Source organism: Thermomonas carbonis (assembly GCF_014396975.1).
GTDB classification, from domain to species: domain Bacteria; phylum Pseudomonadota; class Gammaproteobacteria; order Xanthomonadales; family Xanthomonadaceae; genus Thermomonas; species Thermomonas carbonis.
On the sequence record NZ_CP060719.1, the window covers coordinates 1,193,063 to 1,214,544 of the forward strand.

Sequence of the window (21,482 nt, forward strand, 5' to 3'; positions counted from 1 at the left end):
CGGCGGTCAGTGCAATCTGGCGGCCGTCGTTTGCGCGGGTGCCATCGATGCCGCCACAAACGCACCACGCCGCTTCGCCATGCGCAGCAACCATAGCGTCGCCATGGCCGTGGTCGCGATCACCAGCCATGATGTTTCCGGGCCGAACATGCCGCCGGTCAGCCAGTCCGGGCCTGCCATGCGGCTTTCCATCGGCGCGAGTGCGCGCCAGTCCTCGATGCCGGACAGCGGCAGGCCGCTGAGCAGGATGGTGAAGTTCCACGCGGCATGATGTGCGGCCACCACCCACAGATTGCGGGTCAGCACGAACAGGCCGGCCCACAGCACGCCCAGCAGGCTGACCGACACCAGCATCGCGGCGAGGTCCAGCGCACTGCCTTGCGGCAGGTTTTCCAGATGACCGATGGCGAACACCAGTGCCTGCAGGAACAGCGCCGCGGTGGTGCCGACGGCACGCTCCAGCAACCGGAACAGCAACCCGCGATAGACCAGTTCCTCCAGCGTGGCGGCGATCACGATCAATGCGGCCACGCCCCACAATGCCGATGAGGCCCCACGCACCAGCACCGGTTCGTAGGCATCGATCGCGAACAGCATGGCGATCGGCAGGCCCACCATCAACGCGCCGCCGGCGGCACCCAAGGGCATGCCCAGCAGTGGCGGCTTCAATTCGGTCGGAGTGCGTTGTTCGTGCCAGCGCACATAGACCCAATATCCCGCGACCGCAGCCAGCAGGATCCCGATGCGCCGGATCGCGCTGAGCGTGTCGGCATCCGGCTGCAACCACGCGGCGATCAGCGGCAACAGCCCTTGGCGGAAAGCGAAGATCGAGCCCAGCACCGCCAAGCCACCGAGCAGCAAGGCGAGCAGCGTGCGCGCGGCAAGTCGCAACCGTGGCCAATCTGTCGCTGCGGGCGTGGTGGCATTCGAAGCGAGGGTCTCGGGCGGCATGGTGGCTTGTTCGCGTCTGCACGGTGCAGGGAGCGCAACGGTACGACGCATGCATGCGCCATCGTGGCGGCCTGCGACGAAGAAGGCGATGCGCGACGTGAATGCCCGCCAATGTGGATCGAGTGGTGAAGCCTGCCCACCGGATTGCGCCTAAGCTTGGTGGCTTCGCCCAGTGAGACTCGCCCGCATGCGCCATTCCCTGCTTGCCGCTGCCCTGCTGACAGCCATCGTTTCCGGCTGCAAGGCCGAAGCGCCCACGACTCCCGTTGCGTCGCCGACGTCCGCGACCGCGTCGTCCGCGCAGGCGGATGCGCAGTTCGCGGAACTGTCAAAGCGCTGGCTGGAAGGCTGGCTGCCGTTGAACCCGGTGGCAGCGACCCAGATCGGCGACCACCGTTTCGATGCCGAGCTCGACGATGTCAGTGCCGCCGGCCGCCAGCGCGCGCTCGACTTCAGCAAGAAGATCCTGGCCGAACTGGATGCGATCGATGCCGGCACGCTCTCGCGCGAGAACCAGGTCGACGCGTTGATCCTGCGCAACCAGCTGCGCGGCGACATCTGGTCCACCGAAACCCTGCAGGCCTGGGCGTGGGATCCGCAGGGTTACAACTCGCTGGCCGGCGGCGCGATCTACAACCTGATGGCGCGCGGGTTCGCGCCGCTGCCGGAGCGCCTGAAGTCTGCGACCGCGCGCATGGAGAAACTGCCGGCGATGTTCGTGCAGATGCGCGCGGAGATCGTGCCGGCACGGGTTTCGAAGATCCACGCGGAGACCGTGGCCAAGCAGAACGCCGGCCTGCTCAGCCTGGTCGATACCTTCATCACCCCCAGCGCCGACAAGCTGCAGGGCGACGACCGCACGCGCCTGGATGCGGCAGTTGCCGGCCTGCGCAAGGCAGTGGCGGAGCATCAAGCGTGGCTGGACAAGACGCTGGTGCCGAATGCGAAGGGCGATTTCCGCATCGGGCAAAAGCTCTATGACGAGAAGCTGCAGTTCTCGCTGAATTCCGAACTCACCCGCCCCGAGATCCGTCAGCGCGCCGAGGCCGAAATCGCCCGCGTGCGCGACCAGATGTACACCGTCGCGCGCGGCGTGCTGAAGGACAAGCCGAACGCCCCCGAGCTGCCGGAGAGCCCGACCGAAGAGCAGAAGCAGGAGGCGATCGAAGCTGCGCTGGAACTGGCCTACGCCGAGCGTCCGGCGCGCGACAAGGTGGTCGAGTACGCCACCCGGACCACCAAGGACGCCACCGACTTCGTGCGCGCCAAGGACCTGGTCACGGTGCCGGACGATCCGGTCAAGATCATCCTGATGCCGGAGTTCCAGCGCGGCGTTGCAGTGGCGTATTGCGATTCGCCGGGCCCGCTCGACAAGGGGCTGGACACCTACTACGCGATCTCGCCGATCCCCGATGAGTGGAGCACCGCGCAGGTCGATTCGTTCCTGCGCGAATACAACAACCGCATGCTGCACCTGCTGTCGATCCACGAGGCGATGCCCGGGCATTACCTGGAAGGCGTGCATTCGGCCGACCATCCCTCCGCCCTGCGCGCGGTGCTGCGTTCCGGCCCGTTCGCGGAAGGCTGGGCGGTCTACACCGAGGACATGCTGGCCGATGCCGGTTACCTGGACAGCGATCCGCTGTTCCGCCTGGTGCAGCTGAAGTTCTACCTGCGCGCGGTGGCCAACTCGATCCTCGACCAGGGCGTGCACGTCGACAACTGGACGAAGGAACAGGCCATGGACCTGATGGTCAACCAGACCTTCCAGCAGGAGCGCGAAGCCGCCGGCAAATGGGTGCGCGCACAGCTGACCTCGGCGCAACTGGCCACCTACTTCGTCGGCGCGCAGGAACACTTCGACATGCGCAAGGCGGTCGAGGCCAGGCAGGGCGCGGCCTTCAGCGCCAGGCAGTACCACGACAAGGTCCTGTCGTATGGCGCACCGCCGGTGCGCTTCGTGCGCCAGCTGATGCTCGACGAGCCGATCAAGTAATTCGCCGCGACAAACCACGACATCCCATCGGAGCCCGCCATGCACCGTTCGACCCTGTTCGTCGCACTGCTCTTCGCCACCGCACAGGTGTCGGCCGCCGAGCCACCGAAGGCGGACACCGCGGCTTACGCCGCGCGCGTGCTGGAAGCCAATTGCGACAAGACCGCGCCAGGCATGGCCGTGCTTGTGGCGCGTGGCGACGAGGTGCTCTACCGCGGTGCCTGCGGCAGCGCCAACGTGGAGTTGGGCGTGCCGCTCTCCGCCGACCAGGTGTTCCGGATCGGTTCGGTCACCAAGCAGTTCGCCGCCGCCGCGGCGCTGAAACTGGCCGAGGCCGGCAAGCTGTCGCTGGACGATCCACTGACGAAGTTCGTGCCCGGCTATCCGGGCGGCGACAAGGTCAACGTGCGCATGCTGCTCAACCATACCTCCGGCTTGCGCAGTTACACCGATATGCCCGGGGTGATGACCGGCACGCCGATCATGCGCGACGTCACCACCGCGGAACTCATCGACACCTTCAAGGCCGAGAAGCCCGACTTCGCACCCGGCGAAGGCTGGCACTACAACAATTCCGGCTACGTCCTGCTGGGCGCAGTGATCGAGGCCGCCAGCGGCAAGCCGTGGCACGTTTACATGGACGACGCCTTCTTCAAGCCGCTGGGCATGACGCACACGCGCTATGGCAACGTGCAGGATCGTGTGATCCCGGGCCACGTGGACGGCTACAGCCGCAAGGACGATGCATGGGCACGCGCCGGCTATCTCAGCATGACCCAGCCGCATGCGGCGGGTGCGCTGGTGTCCACGGTCGACGACCTGCTCAAGTGGAACCGCGCACTGCATGAAGGCAAGTTGCTGCAGGACGCCAGCTATCGCGCGATGATCACGCCAGTCGGCAAGGCGGTGGCGAGCAACTACGGTTTCGGGATTTCCACCGGCACCCTGCGCGGGGTCCCGCAGCTGCAGCACGGTGGCGGCATCCATGGTTTCAGTTCCTACCTGCTGTACATCCCGGGCAGCGACACCACCGCTGCGGTGCTCTACAACGCCGATGGCGGACGCCCGGGGATGCAGGGCGTTTCCACCATCGCCAACGTGCTCGCGGCATACGCGATCGGCAAGCCGTATCCGGAGAAGAAGGCGATCGCGGTCGACGCCGCCACGCTCAAGCAGTACGAGGGCATGTATCGGGTCGACAAGGACGTGGCGCGGGCACTGCGGGTGGTCGATGGCAAGCTGACGTCACAACGCACTGGCGGCGAGGCGTTCGTGTTGGTGCCGGTGGCAAGGGATGTGTTCCTCTTCGAAGAAGGCTACTCGCGGATGGCCTTCGAGCGTGGTGCCGATGGCGGCATCAAGGCGATGCGTTTCTTCCCCGAGGACGAAGGCCCGGGCGTGCTCGCGCCACGCAGCAACGAACCGCTGCCGTCGGGCCGCACCGCGATCGAATTGCCTGCCGAAGCATTCGCACGCATCGCCGGCGCGTACGCGCTGGAAGGCGCAACCCTGACCGTGACCAATGACGGCAGCGCGGCCAAGGCGCAACTGACCGGCCAGCCGGCGTTCGAGATCTTCCCCGAGTCGGCGTCGCGGTTCTTCCTGAAGGTCGTCGATGCGGTGCTGGTATTCGCGCCGGAAGACGGAAAGCCGGCAACCGTCACCCTGCACCAGGGCGGTCGAGAAATGGTGTTCAAGCGCGTCGATTGAGGCATGGCGCACATCAGGCGCGGCGCTGGACGCGCGTCCGCGCCGCTGCGCTTCCGTCGGCATCGCGATGCGGTGTTGACACGTGGTCGCCGACACTCCGCCATCGCACCATCACCCGGAGCCGCGCATGGACACCACCGAAAGCAACATGACCAACCTGTTCCTGCAGCTGGGCCTGCCGGCGGAGAAGCACGAGATCGCCGACTTCATCCGCAGCCATCAACTGCCGGAGGACGTGCGCGTCTCCGAGGCGGACTTCCTGAGCGACAGCCAGCGCCAGTTCCTGCGCGAGGAGTGGGTGGAGGATGCCGACTGGGCGATCATCGTCGATGAATTCAACGAAGCGCTGCACGCCGATGCGGTGACGGCGCGGGTGCAGGCGTCGAGTTAGCGTTTTCGGCGTCGATGCCCTTGCCGGTCGCGGCCCACCACAGCCCGCCGTAGAGGTGGTCGAGGTACAGGCGGTCGTCGTATGCGGCAGGCGTGTGGCCGAGCGCGGTGACGAACACGCGGCCGCCGTCGTAGGCGTGATACCAGGCCACCGGATGCTCCGCGCCCATCCCGCGTGCGACCTGCCCGGGCCAGATGCGGGTGGGGTCGTAGCTGGCTTCGTCCACCGACAGCACGGTACTCAGGCCGGGAAGCAGCGGCTCGCCGAACTCGTACCACTCGTCGCTCCAGGTCCAGCGCGCGGGCAGGCCGAACGTGGCCGGGAACGCGGGATCGCGCACGCGCACGGTGGCGGTCTGCACCATCGGGTGGATGCGGAATGCGCGGCCGATCAATTTCTCGAACCACGGCCAGTCGCCGGCCGGGTTGAAGATCAGTGCGCGATGCACGGCGACGATGCCGCCGCCGGCACGCACGTAGGCCTGCAATTTCTCGCGCTGCGGCTTCTGCAGGGCATCGCCTGGCGTGTTGAGCAGCACGATGGCGGCGTAACGGGACAGGTCTCCATCGAACGCGCTGTTGTTCCAGGCCCAGTCCATGTCGAAGCCGTGCCGTCGCGACATCTGCTCGAACTGCGGCTTGGCGACCACGGTGTAATCGTGGTGGTACTGGTTGGGGATGGCCACCACCAGCACCTTGAACTGGCCCTGCGCGAACGCGGGCAGGCAGGCGAGCAGGAGCAGCAGAAGGCAGGGCAGCAGGCGTTTCATGGGTCGATGCTAGCCGGGAACGGCGCTATCGTGCGCGCATGAGCGAGCCCGAACCCGTCCGCTTCACCGCCACGCTGCTGCGCCCCGCGCAGCCGAAGAACGCGGCGTGGCGGTTCCTGCGCATGCCGCCGGCCGCCAGCAAGCGACTGCCCTCGCGCGGGATGGTGAGCGTGAGCGGCATGCTGGAAGGCCACGCCTTCAAGGCCACGCTGGAACCCGATGGCGAAGGCAGTCACTGGCTGAAGGTGCCGCGCGCGTTGCATGAAGCAGCGGGAGTCGAGGCGGGCAAGAGCGTCGCGCTTGAACTGGTGCCGGTCGACAAGGACCCGGAACCGAAGCTGCCGCCCGATCTCAAGAAAGCGCTCGCGGCATCGCCCGCGGCGACCGTGCAGTGGAAGGCGATCACGCCCGCCGCCCGCCGCGATTTCATCCAGTGGATCGCCACCGCGAAGAAAGTGGAAACGCGCGAGCGCCGCATCCGCACCGGTTGCGACATGCTGGAAGTGGGCAAGAAGCGCATCTGCTGCTTCGATCGCTCCGGCATGTACAGCCGCGGCAACATCGGTGCGCCGGAGCCGGCCGCCGACTGATCAGTCGAGCGTCGCCTGCACCCGCCGCATCCTCGAAAACGGATAGCCGTTGCAGCCGGTCTTCGGTGTGTCGCGGCGGGCGATGTCGGCGCGCTCGGCATCGGCCTGCGTCGGTGCGTCCCATGCGCTCAGGCAGAACGCCCATTCGTACGGCGGCATGCCCGGCAACGCGACCCAGTCGATGCGTGTCCACTTTGCCGCATCGCTGCGGTTGCCGGCATCGTTGCGGGCGATGAGGAACTGCGCCTCGGGATGCCAGGCGACCACGCGATAGCGGGTGTCGGGACGCTGCAGCCATTCGCCCTCGGTGACGCGATGGCCGATGCCGTAGTCGTCGACGAAATCCCCGAGCATCGTCGCGGGTGGCGAGTGATGCGTGGTATCGGCATGCAACGCACAGCCGGCCATGCATGCGAGCACCGGCATCAGCGAGAAGTGGGCAAGGCGCATCGGCAGCATCGATCCTGCAAAGCAATGGTGGTGATTAAACCGCGGATCAAGCGCGACTTCCGGCACCTTGTCCGTGATCGCACGCGCATTAGACTCCGCCGCATCACCCCCGCAATGGAGTTCGCGATGAGCCAGTGGCACCTGCACGATCCCGCCAGCAACAACCGCCTCGGCCCGATGGATCTCGACGCCGCCCGCGCATACGCGGCGCGCAATCCGTCGCTGCTGGCGTGGAAGGACGGCATGGGCGACTGGTTGCCGGTGCGCAACATCGCCGAACTGGTCGATGGCGTGCCCGGCGATCCGGCCGCCGCGCCGCCGCCGCCGCCGCGCAACGGCGGCAAGGGTCGCGCCGACGAGATCGATTTCCGCATCCACGGCCAGGAAATGCAGTTCGTCGAAATCGAACTCGATCCCGGCGAATCCGCGATCGCCGAAGCGGGCTCGCTGATGTTCAAGGACAGCGCGGTGCAGATGGATACCGTGTTCGGCGACGGTTCCGCCAGTGGCCAGTCCGGCGGCTTCATGGACAAGCTGCTGTCCGCCGGCAAGCGCGTGATCACCGGCGAGAGCCTGTTCACCACGATGTACACGCACAGTGGCAACGGCAAGGCCAAGGTCGCGTTTGCCGCGCCGTATCCGGGTACGGTGATGGCGATGAAGCTGGACGAGCACGGCGGCCAGATCATCTGCCAGAAGGACAGCTTCCTGGCCGGCGCGCGTGGCGTGCAGGTCGGCATCCACCTGCAGCGCAAGATCCTCACCGGCCTGTTCGGCGGCGAGGGTTTCATCATGCAGAAGCTGGAAGGCGACGGCTGGGTATTCATCCATGCCGGCGGCTGCGTGGTGGAGCGCGATCTTGCCGCCGGTGAGCGCATCGATGTCGATACCGGTTGCGTGGTCGGCTACCACGCCACGGTCAACATGGACGTGCAGCGGGTGGCTGGCCTGAAGAGCATGTTCTTCGGCGGCGAAGGCGTGTTCCTGGCCACGCTCACCGGCCCCGGCAAGGTGTGGCTGCAGTCGCTGCCGTTCTCGCGCCTGGCCGGTCGCATGCTCGCCGCCGCGCCGCAGAACGGCGGCGCGCGTGGCGAAGGCTCGGTGCTGGGCGGAATCGGTCGGATCCTGGACGGCGACAATTCGTTCTGAAGCGGCGTCGCTCAGTCGGGTGCGAGGTGCCGCGCGGCCAGGCGCGCGAAGTCGCGCTGCATCAGTGCATCGAAATCGTGGGCGATGCCCGGATACGCCGAGAGCCTTGCATCGAACCCGATCGTGGCGAGTCCCGCGATGCCGCGAGAGGTGGCCACCATGGGCACGGTGACATCGTCCTGGCCATGCAGGGCATGGATCGACGGACAACGCATGCCGCATGACCGCGCGCCCGCCATCCACTCCGGCAGCAGGCGCGCGGCGACCGGGAATGTCGCCGCGAACATGTCCGGGTGCCGCAGCGCCAACAGGAAGGCGAGGTCGCCACCATAGGAAACGCCGACGGCCAGCGGCTTGCCGCGGGTCGGATACGCCTGCTGCAGTTCGGCGGTGAGCGCTGCCAGTCGATCGGCCATCGCGGTCAACTCGGCCGACTGCGTCGGCAAGTCGGGCGCGCCGAAACGCGCGCTGACCCAGGAACTGCCGTTGCGACGCGGCTGCGGGCCACGCGGCAGCACGATCCGCGCCGGGAAAGCGAGCGCGTTGAAGTAGTCGATGCTACCCCCGGGCGTGCCACCCGAATAATGCAGCCCGATGATCAGCGGCAACGTGGCATCGGCCGCCGCACCGCGGGTCTCGAAGACCAGATACTCGAATCCGCCGGCTGTCCTGATCCGCGCGGGTGGATCGGAGGCCATGACCCGCGGCGCACAAGCAAGTGCGATCAATGCGAACACCGTCGCCAGCAGGGTTGATCTCGAATGCATGCACGCCTCCGCCACGTGGAAGCCGTCGCCATGTGGCGCGGCTGTTACCCCCAGAGTATCCGGGCATCGGCGCGCGGGCCTGTGCCGGTCGTTGGCATGGCACCACGCGGCGACTGCATGTGCAGCGACGATTGATGCGGATCAAGCACGCTGTCGACGCCCGCGATCACCGACCGAAGCCCGCTTGCGGCAACGGCAACGACAGGATGCGATGTCCGTGCCGACCCTGCGGCGCTTCGCTGATCTTGCCGTTCGCGAAGACCTGCAAGTTCGGATCGGCGACGAACAGGAAACGCCGCCCGACCATCACGCCGGTGGTCGGGTTGCGCAGGTCGGGATGCTGGCGCAGCAGCAGTTGCAGGTCCTCGACATGAGCAGAGGTCGGGTCGATGCGGAACCGCCACACCCGCCCGCGCCCGACCAGGTTCTGGATCGCGACGATGTGCTCGCCATCGCGGGTCAGTCCGTCCATGCCGCCGAGGTAGCGGCCACCGGGGGTGGTGATCCGGCGCTTGCGCATCGGTGCCGGTGCCGACGGATCGACGAGCCACAACGCATGGAAATCGGTGACGACGAGTTGCCCATCGGGCAGCGCGACGATGCCGTTCGGGCCTTCGAAACTCCCGGTAGGCAGGAGCGCATGCAACACGGGCGATGCGGCGGAGGGATCGAGCAGGTACACCGTGCCGGCGATGCTGTCGGTCACCGCGATGCGTCCATCGGGCAAGAGGTCCAGATCGTTGAGCAGGCCGGGTGCCGGCGGTGCGAACGACGCCACCACCCGACCGCTAGCGAGGTCGATCCGGGACAGGTATGTCTCGCCTTGGGTGGCGGAACCTGGATCGCGCATGAAGGGTGCAGCGCCGCTGGCGACCCACAACGCGTCGCGAGTGGCGTCCACGTCCATGCCGAGGACCGCCAGCAACGTGTCATCGCCTGACGGCAACAGCTCACTGCAATGGCCATCGGCAGCGACCGCGATGACGTTGCGTCGGCGGCCGCTGGACATCAGGAAACGGTCGCGCGCTGAATCGAACGCCGCGCCTTCGGGCAACACGTCGAGGCACTGCGTCTCGGCGTGCAGCGTGGTCGTGCCTACCGCGCTGACGGCTTCCAGGCGTCGCGCGATCTCGCGGTAATCAGCGCGATCCGCCAACGACGCGAAGTCGGCGGGCTCCAGCGCGTCGTCGAAGCCTGCATCGGCCAATGCACGCAAGTAGGCGACGGCACGATCGCCATCGCCCGCGTTCGCCGCAGTGCGCGCGGCATGGTGGATCGCACCGATGTGCACCGGTTCGCGCGCAATCAATGCATCGAGTTCGGCGTAGCGATCATCGCCGTTGCGCCGCGCGTGGCCCATGCCCGCGAAACAGAGCAGCAGGAACAATGCAGCACGGGGAAGCGTCGACGGAGGCATGTGCGTTTCCGCGAGTGAAGCGGGGATTGTTCGCGCTGGCCGAGCCTGCGACCAGTAGCGTGAGGCTTTCCGACGATGCCCGCGACCCGATTGATTCGATTCGGCAAAGCGTGCCGGTAACGCGCTTGTATCGCGCGTCAGTGCCGCTCCAGCGCGCGTGCGCCGACCAGGATCATCCGCACCATCTGCGAGAGCTGTTCGACGACTTCGGCGTCGCGGTCGGCCGGTCGATCCAGCGCGGCGGCACCCATCGCGAACGCGAGGCGAGTGATCGCCTTCGCGGCCAGCGCCGGTTCGTGCAGGGTCACGCCGTCGGCCTTGGCGAAGCGGATCAGGTCGATCCGCAGTTCTTCCTCGAAGAACCCGAGTTCGCGGTCGACCGCGCTCTTGAAGGCGTCCGAGCCGACCGTGCCCTCGCGCAGCAGGACGTGCAGCAGGCGGTCGTCGGCGCGCAGCTGTTCCATGAAGGCCTCGACCGAGCCATGCACCAGGCTGCGCCCGCTGGTGGCGCGATGCCGGGCGGCCCCGACGATCCGTCGCAGCGATTGCCCGGCCAGGTCGATCAGCGCGACCGCCAGTTCATCGATGTCGCGGAACTGCCGGTAGAAGCTGTTGGGGGCGATGCCGGCCTCGCGGGCGACCTCGCGCAGGCTGAGGCTGGACACGCTGCGATGCGGGCCGATCAGGCGCAGCGCCGCGGCCAGCAGGTCCTCGCGGGAAATCGCGGCCTTGCGACCGACGTGGCCGCTGTCGTCGCTGGTGTCGGGGATGGCGGCTTGAGTCAAGGCAGGCGTCGCGAGAGGCAGTGCCGGATCATATCGGCAATCGTCAATGCACAACTGTATACACATGTGTGCATTCACGTGTATATTGCCCGCCATGAGCACTGGAATGACCGCCCGACCCCGTTCCGCCCGCCGTCTTGCGCGTGGCCTTGTGCGGCGCGTGGCGGACGTGATGGCACCGCCGCAGGCGCTGGCGTTCTGGGCCGACCGGTTGGTGCCGGGAATGGATGCAGGCCGCGCCCGCGTGCTGGAGCGCCGCCGGGCATCCGCCGATGCGGTCACCCTGGTGCTGCAGCCCGGCCGGGGCTGGGGCGGGTGCCGGCCCGGCCGGCACGTCAGCATCGGCGCCGAGATCGAGGGCCGCCGGGTGCGGCGCAGCTACAGTCCGACCGCCATTCGCGCGGATGGCCGCATCGAGATCACCGTGAAGCGCGTGGCAGGCGGCAAGCTGAGTGCATTCCTGTGCGATGACGTGGCGGTCGGGGCGTGGCTCGACATCGGCCCGGCCTTCGGCGAGATGACCTTGCCGGCGCAGCGGGATGCGCCGCTGCTGTTCCTCGCCGCCGGCAGCGGCATCACCCCGCTGATGTCGATGACTCGCGCATTGGCGGAGCGCGGCATGCCGGTGCGGCTGACCTTGCTGGTCTGGGCGCGGCGTCGCGACGAGTTGTGCTTCGTCGATGAGTTGCGCGGGTTCGCGCGCGACATGCCTGGCTTCGACGTGCGATTCATGCTGACCGGCGATACCGCGACGGAGGACGATGAAGGCATCGGTCGCATCGATGCTGCGCTGCTCGCGAAGCATGTGCCTGATATCGAGACGCGTCGCGTGCTTGCTTGCGGGCCGAACGACTTCGTCGACGTTGCTCGCAGGCTCGCGGCATCGCAGGCACTGGCGTTCGACAGCGAAGCGTTCACCCCGCCGCGCATCGCCGACGACATCGACACCAGCGGCAGCGTGCAGGTCACCCTGGCCGCCAGCCAGCGCGTGCTGACCTTGCCGCGCAGCAGTTCGCTGCTGGAAGCGCTCGAGGCCGCAGGGCTGGCGCCGGCGCACGGCTGCCGCATGGGCATCTGCAATACCTGCGCCTGCGGGAAGCGTTCCGGCAGTACCCGCCACCTGCACACCGGCGCGCTCGAACACGAGCCGGTGACCGCGCTGCGCCTGTGCGTGACCCGCGCCGCCAGCGACCTTGTCCTCGACCTGTGACCGCCATGACTTCGACCATCCGCAACCGCGTCCTGAGTGCCGCCGAACTCGAGCGCTTCGGCAACGAGATCGACGCCGTGCGTGCACGCACCGTCGCCACCCTCGGCCAGGGCGACGCCGACTACATCCGCGCCGTCGCCGCATCCGTGCGCTGGATCGGCCTGGCCGGGCGTCTGCTGTTGATGGTCGGCGCGATCGCAGGTGCATTGGTGCCCGCGCTGCTGTGGCCGGTGTGCATCGCCGGCACCTTGCTGCTGGCGCTGTCGAAGATCCTCGAGAACATGGAGCTCGGCCACAACGTCATGCATGGCCAGTTCGACTGGACCGGCGATCCGCAGCTCAACGGCCAGGCCTACGAATGGGACATCGCCGGCACCAGCGACAACTGGCGCAAGACCCACAACCACCATCACCACACCTGGACCAATGTGCGCGGGATGGACGACGACATCGGCTACGGCCTGTTGCGGCTGTTCCCCGAGCAGCGCTGGAAGCCGTTCCACCTGTTCCAGCCGGTCATCGCGGTGGTGTTCGCGGTCCTGTTCGAATGGGGCATCGCGATCCAGGACCTGCGCCTGGGGCGGTGGTTCGCCGGCAAGCTGCGTTTCGCCCAGCTGCGCGAACAGTTCCGTCCGGTCGGCCGCAAGATGGGCCGGCAGGTGCTGCGCGACTACGTGTTGTGGCCGCTGCTGGCCGGGCCGTTCTTCCTGCCGGTCCTGCTGGGCAACGTGGTCGCCAACGTCCTGCGCAACCTGTGGACTTACATCGTGATCTTCTGCGGTCATTTCACTGCGGATGCCGAGACCTTCCCGCGCGAGTCGGTGCGCAACGAATCGCGCGGCCAGTGGTACCTGCGCCAGCTGCGCGGGTCATCCAACCTCACCGGCGGCCGCCTGATGAACCTGATGACCGGCAACCTCAGCCACCAGATCGAACATCACTTCTTCCCCGACATCCCGGCCAACCGCTACGCGGCGATGGCGGTGGAAGTGCGCGAGATCTGCGCGCGGCATGGGCAGCACTACAACACCGGCTCGATGCCCGTGCAGTTCGGCCAGGTGGTCTGGCGGATCCTGCGCCACGCATTCCCGAGCAAGCCGCGTGCCGCGTCACTGGCGTTGCAAGCAAGCGCATGAGTGACTGACGCGCATACGTCCGTCGCCGCATCCCGCGTTTCGTCGCAAACGTCTTGCATGCAGCGACCGCAGATTGCGATGGTGCGATCGCTGCGCGTGCAGCGCCGACATCGCGAGACCCGGAGCCCATGAAGACGTTGATCGCCCTGATGCTGTGGTGCGTGCTGCTGGTTCTGTGCTGGCCGCTCGCGTTTCTCGCACTGGTGCTGTGGCCGATCGCGTGGCTGGTCTCGCTGCCGTTCCGCCTGGTCGGGATCACGTTCTCCGCGCTGTTCGCGTTCCTGCATGCGTTGTTGATGCTGCCGGCGCGCCTGCTTGGCTGGAAGCCGGCACCGTCGAATTCCGCGATGGCGTAACGCAGATGCGTGCAGGGCAGGCCTGAGCCTGCCCTGTTGCCATGAGTGGATGTCGTCAGTTGCGGTCGCCGGGCTCGCGTCCGGGCGATTGCTTCGCATTGCCGCCCTTGTCCATATCCTTCTGATCCCGAGCCTGCTTCGACGGATTGTTGCCAGCGAGTTGCTGGTCGCGTCCGTGCTGGTTCTGGTCCTTGTTGGTCTGCGGATTGTTCTGCGGGTTTGTGGGCATCGATTGCACTCCTGTGATGTGGGGGGCGTGGCCATCCTGACCACGTGTGCAGGATGCATTCCCGTGCATTCGAGATACGCGAAAAAAACGCAAAGATCGTATGAAGCGCCAGTCAGCTTGGTGATGGCGTTCGCGTTCCGGTGACGCTTGCGCGTCGTGGTCAGCCTTCGACGGATTCAGCCACTGCGCGGTAACGGAAGTCGTGCAGGCGCACCGCGCCCTTGCCCACCGCAAACAGGCCGACGCGCAGGCTGAGGAAACCGCCGAAGACGTTGTGGTGCATGCCCGAGACTTCCATGCGCGTGCCATGCACGGTCCAGCTGCGGCCGTCATCGTGCGAATACTCGAAGGTGACGACGTGTGCGTTGTTGGTCATGCGCACGCGCGGCGTCTTGTTCGCACGCGGGACGCGCGCCCACGGCAATTCCTCGGCGTACTGCCAGGTCCTGACGGTGTCGCTGGTGAAACCGAGGCCGATGAAGGCCTTGTGGTTGTAGAACAGCAGCAGGCCGGCTTCGACATCGCTGCCATCGAGCTCCATCGCCACCTCGACCTGGTAGGCGCGGTCGCCGACCAGGCAGACCAGCGGCGCGCTGTTGGCGGGTGACGTGCCTGAGGCGGCTAGGATCAATGCATCGCCATCGCGCGAGAGGCGTTTGTCTTCATCCGGGCCGGGTTGATGGAAGCACCATTGCACGCCGAAGCGCTCGGCCTCGAAGCCGCCGGACAATGCAAAACCGGCCACTCCGGCTTTTCCACCTGAGGGCTTGCGCAACGGCTTCGACAGGTCGCCGCCGGTCGCGCGGAACCAGCCGTCATCGGTCCACTCGACCGATTCCAGCAGGGCCTGGCGACCCAGTGTGCGGTAGCCGTTTTCGTAGCCGTGGTAGACCATCCACCAGTCGCCTGCCGGGCCTTCGACCAGCGTGGCGTGGCCGCGCGACCACCACGGTTCGTCGGCGGTCTGCGTGCGCACCAGCGGGTTGCGCGGGCAGTGTTCCCACGGGCCATGCACCGAGCGCGAACGCGCGGCGATCACCATGTGGCCGGTCGCGGGACCGGCGGTGCCGCCAACCGCGGTGACCAGGTACAGCCAGCCATCGCGCCACAACAGCTTGGGGCCTTCGGGCGCGAAGTTCTCGGTGATCCAGTGCTCGGGATAGCGCCACGGCTGGTACGCGTCTTCGAGTTCGCCATCGGTGGCCAGGCCGTCGTCGCGCAGGCGGATCTTGCGGATGCCGTTGACGAACAGATAGCGCCTGCCGTCCTCGCCGACCACGTGGCCGGGATCGATGCAGCCGCGGATATTCAGATCGACGGGCTCGCTCCACGGGCCGCGGATGTCGTCGGCCCAGATCACGAAGATCGACCAGCCATTTCCGGTGGGATTGGCCGGGAGGTAGATGAAGTAGCGGGCACCGTGCTTGCACAGGTCGACCGCCCAGATGTCGCCCAGATTCTTGTGCAACGCGGGGCCGATCGGCGCCCAGTTGACCAGGTCGGTGGAGTGCCAGAGCACCAGCCCCGGGTACGACAGGAACGACGAGAACGTCATGTAGTAGTCGTCGCCATCCTTGAGGATGCTCGGATCCGGATGGTCGCCGGCGATGATCGGATTGCGGTAAGTGCCGTCGCCAAGGTCGGCCTTGCGCTGGCCTTCGATGCCGCGCCCCCAGCCGGGCACGCGCGATGTGCAGGTGTCGGTCGATGCGGTGCCGGCAAGACCTTGCAGCGGTGCCGCGAGTGCGCCGACGGCCATGGCCTTGAACAGGTCCCTGCGGGTGGTCATCGGCATTTCCGTGCGAGCGTGGATCGCATCTATCCACGGGACCGCATCGGCATACCAGTCATGCGCTGGTGGAATAGTCGGGGAAGGCGACGGCGACGTGAAAAAGCCGGGCAATGCCCGGCTTTTTCACGCGCTGCGCGCTGTCGAAATCAGCTTGCCTTCTTGCTCGCGATCCAGCTGTCCACGCGCCGTTCCAGCAAGTCGAGCGGCAGCGCGCCGCCACCCAGCACCGCATCATGGAAGCCGCGGATGTCGAAGTTCGCGCCGAGTTCGGTTTCCGCCTTCTTGCGCAGGTGCTGGATGCGGATCATGCCGACCTTGTACGCGGTGGCTTGGCCGGGCATCACCAGGTAGCGCTGGATCTCGGACTTGATCGCCGCGTCGGGCACCGAACTGTTCGCGCGGAAATAATCGACCGCCTGCTGCTCGGTCCAGCCCTTCGCATGCATGCCGGTGTCGACGACAAGGCGGATCGCGCGCCACATCTCCGACATCAACCGGCCGTATTCGGAGTACGGGGTCTGGTAGGTGCCAGGCATCTCCTTCGCCAGCCACTCGGAATACAGGCCCCAACCTTCAGCGTAGGCGGTGTCGAACGCCTGGGTGCGGAAGGTCGGCACGCCGGTGAGTTCCTGCGCGATCGAGATCTGCATGTGATGGCCCGGCAGGCCCTCGTGATACGCGATGACTTCGAGCTCGGTCTTCGGCATCGAGTTCATGTCGACCAGGTGCGCGTAGTACACGCCGGGACGCGAGCCGTCCGGGGTGCCGGGGTAGTAATGCTGGGCCGCGCCGGGCTGTTCGCGGAAGGCCTCGACGCGCTTCACCACCAGGTCGGCCTTGGGCAGCAGGCCGAAGTAGTCCGGCAGGTGCTCCTTGATGTTGGCGATGTCGGCGGTGGCTTCGTCGATGTAGGCCTGGCGGCCGGCATCGGTGTTCGGGAACAGCCGCTCCGGATCGGCCTGCACGTGCTTGAAGAACGCCGGCAGGTCGCCCTCGACGCCCATCGTCTTCTGCACCTTCTCCAGTTCGCCACGCAGGCGCGCGACTTCCGACAGGCCGAGCTGGTGGATCTCGTCGGCGCTCATGCCGGTCGAGGTGTTCATCTTCAACTGATGGGTGTAGTACGCCGCGCCATTGGACTGTGTGGTGCCCACGCCGCCGGGATTGACCGCGGCCTTCGGCAGTTCCTCGCGAGCGAACGCGATGATCCTCTCGTAGGCCGGCTTGATGTCGTTGAGCAGCGCCTTGCGCGCCTCCGCCTTGAGGGCTATGGCGCGTTTGGCGGTGACCTTGCCGTCCTTCGCCAGGGCGTCGGCCTTGGCCTGCGCATCGGCCCACAGCGCACTGTCCTTGCCACCGTCGAACGGTGCGCCGGCGATGATCTTGCTCGATTGGTCGATCACGCCCTCGAATGCGAATTTCGGTGGACGGATGCCCCCGCGGCCGATGCGCGCGCGCGTTCCAGCGCCTGATCGAACGCCGTGCCCAGCTTCTGCAGGCGCCCGATATAGGCGATGTAATCGTTTTCGTCCGCGACCTTGTGGAAATTGATCATGAAGGTGGGCGCGAAGCTCTGCATGCCACCCATCTGCTCGAACGGATAGCCGTTGCCCAGGAATGCCATGCCGTCGCGGGCGTTCTCGTACTGCTTCTTCCACAGGTCCCAGGACAGCTGCGTTTCCGGATCCAGCGCCTTGTAATCGAAGCCGGCTTCCATCTCTTTCACCGAGACCTCCTGCCAAGCCAGTTGCCTGCGCATGCCGGCTTCCGACATGTCGTCGATCTGGTTGTACAGCTCCTTGCGGCCGAGCATGGTCAGCTGGATCGGGCTGAATTGCAGTTGTTCCTCGTACTTTTTCTCGAACCAGGCATTCAGCCGCGCGGATTCGGCCTTGATTTGCTCGGCGCTTGGCGCGGCGGCGACGGTCGTTGCCGCGGCAGTGTCGGTCGCCGGCTTCGAGCAGGCGGACAGGCCCACGCCCAAAGCGACGGCAAGGGCGAGGGCAGTGCGGGACAGGACGGGCGGCATCGGAGGTTCCTTGGGGGAATAGGCAGCCCGATTGTGTGGCCTATGGACGGGCGATGCGTATGCGGATCGTCACCCGGCGCGGTCAACCGCATCGAAATGCGGGCTGCGCCACGTTTCGCCGCGGCACTGCGCGGCTCAGGCGAGTACGGTTTGCCTGTGCGCGATGTCGTCGTCGTGCAGGTCGTCGCCGATGCGCGACGCCCGCTCGAGTTCCGCGCGCGCGGCGTCGGCGGCGCGGTGTTGCGCCTGCTGGCATTCGCGGCGCTTGTCCGGGCATTGCAGCTGCATGTAGTCGGCGTCGTAGTCGAAGCGTTCCATCAGGAAATCGATGAACGCACGCACCTTCGGCGACTGCACGCGGCCGCGCGGGAAGACCGCGTTGAGTTCGTATTCCGGGCCGTTCCACGCCGGCAGCACGCGGCGCAGGTAGCCGCGTTCGACGAACGGCTTGACCATCACGTCGTTGGCAAGCATCAGGCCTTCGCCGCACAGCAGCGCGCCGCGCAGGCCGGCCGGATCGTTGGCCACGAACACCGGGTCGATGCGGAACTCGCTCATGCCCGCACCATCGTCCAGCGGCCAGCAGAAGCCGCCGTTGCGGCGCTGCTTGGTCATCGCCAGGGTGCGGTGGTGCTGCAGGTCGTCGGGATGCAGCGGTTCGCCGTGGCGTTCCAGGTAGGCGACGCTGGCGAACACCTGCGTGCGCAGCGTGGCCAGCGACCGCGCGATGAAGGTCGAATCCGGCAACGGCCCGACCCGCAGCGCGATGTCGAGTTCCTTGTCGATGATGTCGACGGTCTCGTTGGTCAGCAGCATCTCCACGCGCACGTCGGGATGCAACGTGTGGAACTCGCCGAGCAGTGGCGCGATGCGTTCGATGCCGAGCGAATACGGCGCGGTGATCCGCAGCCAGCCGCGCGGTCCCTGCTGCAACTGGCCGACCGCGCTTTCCGCTTCGTCGAGTTCGCGGGCGATGCGCTGGCAATGTTCGAAATAGATGTTGCCGGCCTCGGTCAGGCCGAGCTTGCGGGTCGTGCGATGCAGGAGTTGCGCGCCGAGGCGCGTCTCCAGGTCCTGCACCTTGCGGCTGACCGTGGTCTTGGGCAGCTGCAGCGAACGCGCGGCGGCGATGAAGCTGCCGTGTTCCACCACCCGGACGAAGACGAGGGTGTCGTTGAGATCGCGTGACATGGCAGACGCCTTTGGAGGGTGGCAGGGCATTGGACCAATGCAGGGACAATTATTCCCCGATTCAGTGGCTAATCAAGTGCCGCGTCGGCGCGTACCTTGGCGCCACTCCTCCCCGACGAGCCGTGTCATGCGTTCCACTTTTTCCTCCCGCCTGCGTCGCCACGCCCTGCTCGGCTTCCTCGCCATCGACATGCTTGGCCTGGTCGCTCTCGTTGTGGATCAAGTGTTTAGCACCGATCCGGTGTACCCGTGGATCATCGCGATGGGGCTGGTGATCGCCGCCCTGCCGCTGCTGGCGCAGGCGGTCGACTACGTGTTGAGCACCCCCGCCGACGCCGCCATCGTCCCGGATACGGGAGAAAAAATCCCGTGAACGGGATAATGGCAAACGGGACAATGCCGCTCGAGACCCGCCGCCTCGCGGTGGTCGTGCTGGACGCCACCGGCGTGATCGGCCGTGGCCTGCTGGCGGCGGCGCTGGATGCCGGCCACCCGGTGATCGCGGTGGATCGCAACCCGGCCATGTTGGCGACGCTGGCGGCCGAGCATCCACGCGGCAGCCTGTCGGTGCTGGCGGGCTCCGCCGCGGGCGAGGCCGATGTACGCGCGCTTGCCACCGCATTGCGCGGGTTGGGCATGCCGTTGGCGGCGGTGATGTCGGCGGTCGATGCCAGCAATCTGCGCGGCCGCCTGATCGACCAGCCGGCCGACGCCACCTGCAATGCCTTGCAGTGCGCGTTGGCTCCACAACTCGCAGCGGTCCGCCACCTGCTGCCACTGCTCCGCCATGGCGGTCGCTACGTGCTGGTCGGCGGGCCCGGCGGCCAGCATCCGTGGGCCGGCCAGGGCCAGCGTTCGCTGGTCGAAGCCGCGCTGCGGATGCTCGCCCGCGTCCTGCACGACGAAGCCCGTGCCGTCGGCACCCGCCTGCAACTGTTGTCGGTGGCCACCCCGACCTGCGGCCTGCATGCCGGCGCGCCGCGCCCGCATTGGCCGACCGCGCTGCAGATCGGCCAGCGCGCGGTGCAACTGCTCGCGGAACGCCATGGCGATCCCGTCGTTGATTTCGCCCTCGCGCCGATCGATCCCCCGGTCGTCGCCAATACCTCTCCCGCAGGTTGCCTGCGCGATGCACGCGCCCTGCTCGGCCGCCTGACCGCGGCGGCCACTCATTCGTACAAGGAAGCTTCCCCATGATGACCCGACGTGTTCCCGCCTTCCCCGAGGCGATCCGTTCCGGCGTGCCGCAGGCACCCGCGCAACGCGCTTCGATGCCGCCACTGCTCGCCGGTCTGGCGGTCGCGGTGCTGGTCGCGCTGGCGGCCTCCGCTTGCAGCAGCCAAGCCGCACCCGCCGCCGGCCCGCCGCCGCCGGACGTCAGCGTGGCCAGCGTGCTGACCAAAAACGTGAGCCAGTGGGACGACTTCACCGGCCGCGTCGCCGCGGTGGAAAGCGTGGAGCTGCGGCCGCGGGTCAGCGGTTACGTGCAGCGCGTGGCGTATGCCGAGGGCGAGGAAGTCCACAAGGGCGACCTGCTGTTCGTGGTCGATCCGCGCCCGTACCAGGCCACGCTGGATCGCGCACTGGCCGAGCTGGCCCGTGCGCAAGCCGAATCCCGCCTGGCCGGCGCGCAGGACGCGCGTGCGCAATCGCTGATCGAAGTGAAGGCGATTTCGCGCGAGGAGTTCGAGCAGCGCAAGGCCAACAGCGCCGGCGCGAGTGCCGCGGTCCGTGCCGCCGAGGCCGCGGTCGCCGCCGCGCGCCTGGACCTGCAGTTCACCCAGGTGCGCTCGCCGATCGATGGCCGTGCCGGTCGCGCGCTGGTCACCCAGGGCAACCTCGCCCAGGCCGACGCCACCCTGCTGACCACGGTGGTTTCGCAGGACCCGGTGTTCGTCTACTTCGAAACCGACGAGCAGACCTGGCTGCGCTACGCCGAGCTGGCCCGCAAGGACGGGCGCAGCGCCGGCGACCACCCGGTACGCGTCGGCCTGTCGAGCGAGACCGGCTATCCGCACGCCGGCACCCTGGACTTCGTCGACAACCAGGTCGATCCGCGCACCGGCACCCTCCGCGCGCGGGCGGTGCTGCGCAATCCCGACCGCCTGTTCACCCCCGGCCTGTTCGCCCGCGTGCAATTGCAGGGTAGCGGCCAATCCTCGGCGATGCTGGTCGACGAGAAGGCCGTACTGACCGACCAGGATCGCAAGTATGTCTACGTGGTCGGCGCCGACAACACCGCGCAGCGCAAGGACGTGGTCCTGGGTCGCAGCGTGGATGGCCTGCGGGTGATCCAGTCCGGCCTGGCGCCGCGCGACCGGGTGATCGTGCAGGGCGTGCAGAAGGTGTTCTTCCCGGGCATGCCGGTGCTGCCGAAACAGGTGGCGATGGGTGCGCCAGCGCAACCCGCGGTGGCCGTCGCCGCCCGCTGATTCCCGCCGCCGCGACCGGCCGCCGGTCGCGCGTTTTCGCTTGCTGCCGTCGATCCCTTCCGCGTCCCCTTCCTCCGCGGCGGGGATCGGCGGCCCTTTCCACCGGCCCGCATCCGCGGGTCCGAGGACATG

General features: G+C 67.3%; 20 protein-coding genes and 1 pseudogene. 11 read left to right on the forward strand and 10 right to left on the reverse strand.

The genetic code is table 11. From position 1 onward, the window contains the following. Nucleotides 1–6: 6 nt before the first annotated feature. Entirely contained in the window at nucleotides 7–951 is a 945-nt protein-coding gene (locus H9L16_RS05510; RefSeq protein ID WP_187553548.1) for a CPBP family intramembrane glutamic endopeptidase, read from the reverse strand. 187 nt (nucleotides 952–1,138) lie between these two features. Between H9L16_RS05510 and H9L16_RS05515 the strand changes: the two genes are divergently transcribed. The 3 genes from H9L16_RS05515 to H9L16_RS05525 all read left to right on the forward strand — a co-directional run bounded on the left by H9L16_RS05515 (nucleotide 1,139) and on the right by H9L16_RS05525 (nucleotide 5,048). Then, nucleotides 1,139–2,947, forward strand: coding sequence for a DUF885 domain-containing protein (locus tag H9L16_RS05515; RefSeq protein ID WP_187553549.1), 1,809 nt, complete (start codon nucleotides 1,139–1,141; stop codon nucleotides 2,945–2,947). A 39-nt stretch (nucleotides 2,948–2,986) separates the two neighbouring features. Continuing rightward, entirely contained in the window at nucleotides 2,987–4,657 is a 1,671-nt protein-coding gene (locus tag H9L16_RS05520; protein ID WP_187553550.1) for a serine hydrolase, read from the forward strand. A gap of 127 nt (nucleotides 4,658–4,784) precedes the next feature. Beyond that, nucleotides 4,785–5,048 (forward strand): DUF2789 domain-containing protein, encoded by a 264-nt coding sequence (locus H9L16_RS05525; RefSeq protein WP_187553551.1) that lies wholly within the window; start codon nucleotides 4,785–4,787, stop codon nucleotides 5,046–5,048. Here the strand turns inward: H9L16_RS05525 and H9L16_RS05530 are convergent. Continuing rightward, entirely contained in the window at nucleotides 4,993–5,817 is an 825-nt protein-coding gene (locus H9L16_RS05530) for a ThuA domain-containing protein (RefSeq protein ID WP_187553552.1), read from the reverse strand. The two genes, H9L16_RS05525 and H9L16_RS05530, sit on opposite strands and share 56 nt — an antisense overlap. A gap of 38 nt (nucleotides 5,818–5,855) precedes the next feature. Between H9L16_RS05530 and H9L16_RS05535 the strand changes: the two genes are divergently transcribed. Next, a complete protein-coding gene (locus tag H9L16_RS05535; protein WP_187553553.1) occupies nucleotides 5,856–6,407 on the forward strand; it encodes a YdeI/OmpD-associated family protein in 552 nt (183 codons plus the stop codon). Here H9L16_RS05535 and H9L16_RS05540 read toward each other — a convergent pair whose 3' ends face one another. Next, on the reverse strand, nucleotides 6,408–6,857 hold the full coding sequence (locus H9L16_RS05540) for a hypothetical protein (protein WP_187553554.1): 450 nt from the start codon (nucleotides 6,855–6,857) through the stop codon (nucleotides 6,408–6,410). Between the two features lie 126 nt (nucleotides 6,858–6,983). Here H9L16_RS05540 and H9L16_RS05545 point away from each other — a divergent pair, with 126 nt between their 5' ends. Next, nucleotides 6,984–8,006, forward strand: a complete 1,023-nt coding sequence (locus H9L16_RS05545) for a TIGR00266 family protein (RefSeq protein WP_187553555.1) — start codon at nucleotides 6,984–6,986, stop codon at nucleotides 8,004–8,006. Between the two features lie 11 nt (nucleotides 8,007–8,017). Here H9L16_RS05545 and H9L16_RS05550 read toward each other — a convergent pair whose 3' ends face one another. The 3 genes from H9L16_RS05550 to fabR all read right to left on the reverse strand — a co-directional run bounded on the left by H9L16_RS05550 (nucleotide 8,018) and on the right by fabR (nucleotide 10,975). Next, nucleotides 8,018–8,773 (reverse strand): alpha/beta hydrolase, encoded by a 756-nt coding sequence (locus H9L16_RS05550; protein WP_187553556.1) that lies wholly within the window; start codon nucleotides 8,771–8,773, stop codon nucleotides 8,018–8,020. A 166-nt stretch (nucleotides 8,774–8,939) separates the two neighbouring features. Next, complete coding sequence (locus tag H9L16_RS05555; protein ID WP_187553557.1) at nucleotides 8,940–10,190, reverse strand: hypothetical protein; 1,251 nt, start codon at nucleotides 10,188–10,190, stop codon at nucleotides 8,940–8,942. 137 nt (nucleotides 10,191–10,327) lie between these two features. Next, a complete protein-coding gene (gene fabR / locus H9L16_RS05560; RefSeq protein WP_229796554.1) occupies nucleotides 10,328–10,975 on the reverse strand; it encodes an HTH-type transcriptional repressor FabR in 648 nt (215 codons plus the stop codon). 106 nt (nucleotides 10,976–11,081) lie between these two features. On the opposite strand from fabR, the gene H9L16_RS05565 reads away from it, so the two are divergent. The 3 genes from H9L16_RS05565 to H9L16_RS05575 all read left to right on the forward strand — a co-directional run bounded on the left by H9L16_RS05565 (nucleotide 11,082) and on the right by H9L16_RS05575 (nucleotide 13,677). Next, entirely contained in the window at nucleotides 11,082–12,185 is a 1,104-nt protein-coding gene (locus H9L16_RS05565) for a flavin reductase family protein (RefSeq protein ID WP_187553559.1), read from the forward strand. Nucleotides 12,186–12,190: 5 nt separating this feature from the next. Further along, nucleotides 12,191–13,321: a fatty acid desaturase family protein gene (locus H9L16_RS05570; RefSeq protein ID WP_187553560.1), complete on the forward strand. Its 1,131-nt coding sequence runs from the start codon at nucleotides 12,191–12,193 to the stop codon at nucleotides 13,319–13,321. A 128-nt stretch (nucleotides 13,322–13,449) separates the two neighbouring features. After that, complete coding sequence (locus H9L16_RS05575) at nucleotides 13,450–13,677, forward strand: hypothetical protein (protein WP_187553561.1); 228 nt, start codon at nucleotides 13,450–13,452, stop codon at nucleotides 13,675–13,677. A 55-nt stretch (nucleotides 13,678–13,732) separates the two neighbouring features. Here H9L16_RS05575 and H9L16_RS05580 read toward each other — a convergent pair whose 3' ends face one another. The 4 genes and pseudogenes from H9L16_RS05580 to H9L16_RS05595 all read right to left on the reverse strand — a co-directional run bounded on the left by H9L16_RS05580 (nucleotide 13,733) and on the right by H9L16_RS05595 (nucleotide 18,918). After that, nucleotides 13,733–13,906, reverse strand: coding sequence for a hypothetical protein (locus H9L16_RS05580; RefSeq protein ID WP_187553562.1), 174 nt, complete (start codon nucleotides 13,904–13,906; stop codon nucleotides 13,733–13,735). A gap of 160 nt (nucleotides 13,907–14,066) precedes the next feature. Beyond that, a complete protein-coding gene (locus H9L16_RS05585) occupies nucleotides 14,067–15,701 on the reverse strand; it encodes a family 43 glycosylhydrolase (RefSeq protein WP_187553563.1) in 1,635 nt (544 codons plus the stop codon). Between the two features lie 143 nt (nucleotides 15,702–15,844). Next, nucleotides 15,845–17,727 (reverse strand): annotated as a pseudogene (locus tag H9L16_RS05590) (DUF885 domain-containing protein). Nucleotides 17,728–17,862: 135 nt separating this feature from the next. Beyond that, entirely contained in the window at nucleotides 17,863–18,918 is a 1,056-nt protein-coding gene (locus H9L16_RS05595) for a LysR family transcriptional regulator (protein WP_187553564.1), read from the reverse strand. A gap of 127 nt (nucleotides 18,919–19,045) precedes the next feature. Between H9L16_RS05595 and H9L16_RS05600 the strand changes: the two genes are divergently transcribed. The 3 genes from H9L16_RS05600 (at nucleotide 19,046) to H9L16_RS05610 (ending at nucleotide 21,350) form a co-directional block, all read left to right on the forward strand. Beyond that, nucleotides 19,046–19,291, forward strand: coding sequence for a hypothetical protein (locus H9L16_RS05600; protein ID WP_187553565.1), 246 nt, complete (start codon nucleotides 19,046–19,048; stop codon nucleotides 19,289–19,291). A 23-nt stretch (nucleotides 19,292–19,314) separates the two neighbouring features. Next, complete coding sequence (locus H9L16_RS05605) at nucleotides 19,315–20,115, forward strand: SDR family oxidoreductase (RefSeq protein WP_187553566.1); 801 nt, start codon at nucleotides 19,315–19,317, stop codon at nucleotides 20,113–20,115. A 74-nt stretch (nucleotides 20,116–20,189) separates the two neighbouring features. After that, complete coding sequence (locus tag H9L16_RS05610) at nucleotides 20,190–21,350, forward strand: efflux RND transporter periplasmic adaptor subunit (protein WP_187554064.1); 1,161 nt, start codon at nucleotides 20,190–20,192, stop codon at nucleotides 21,348–21,350. Nucleotides 21,351–21,482: the final 132 nt, after the last annotated feature.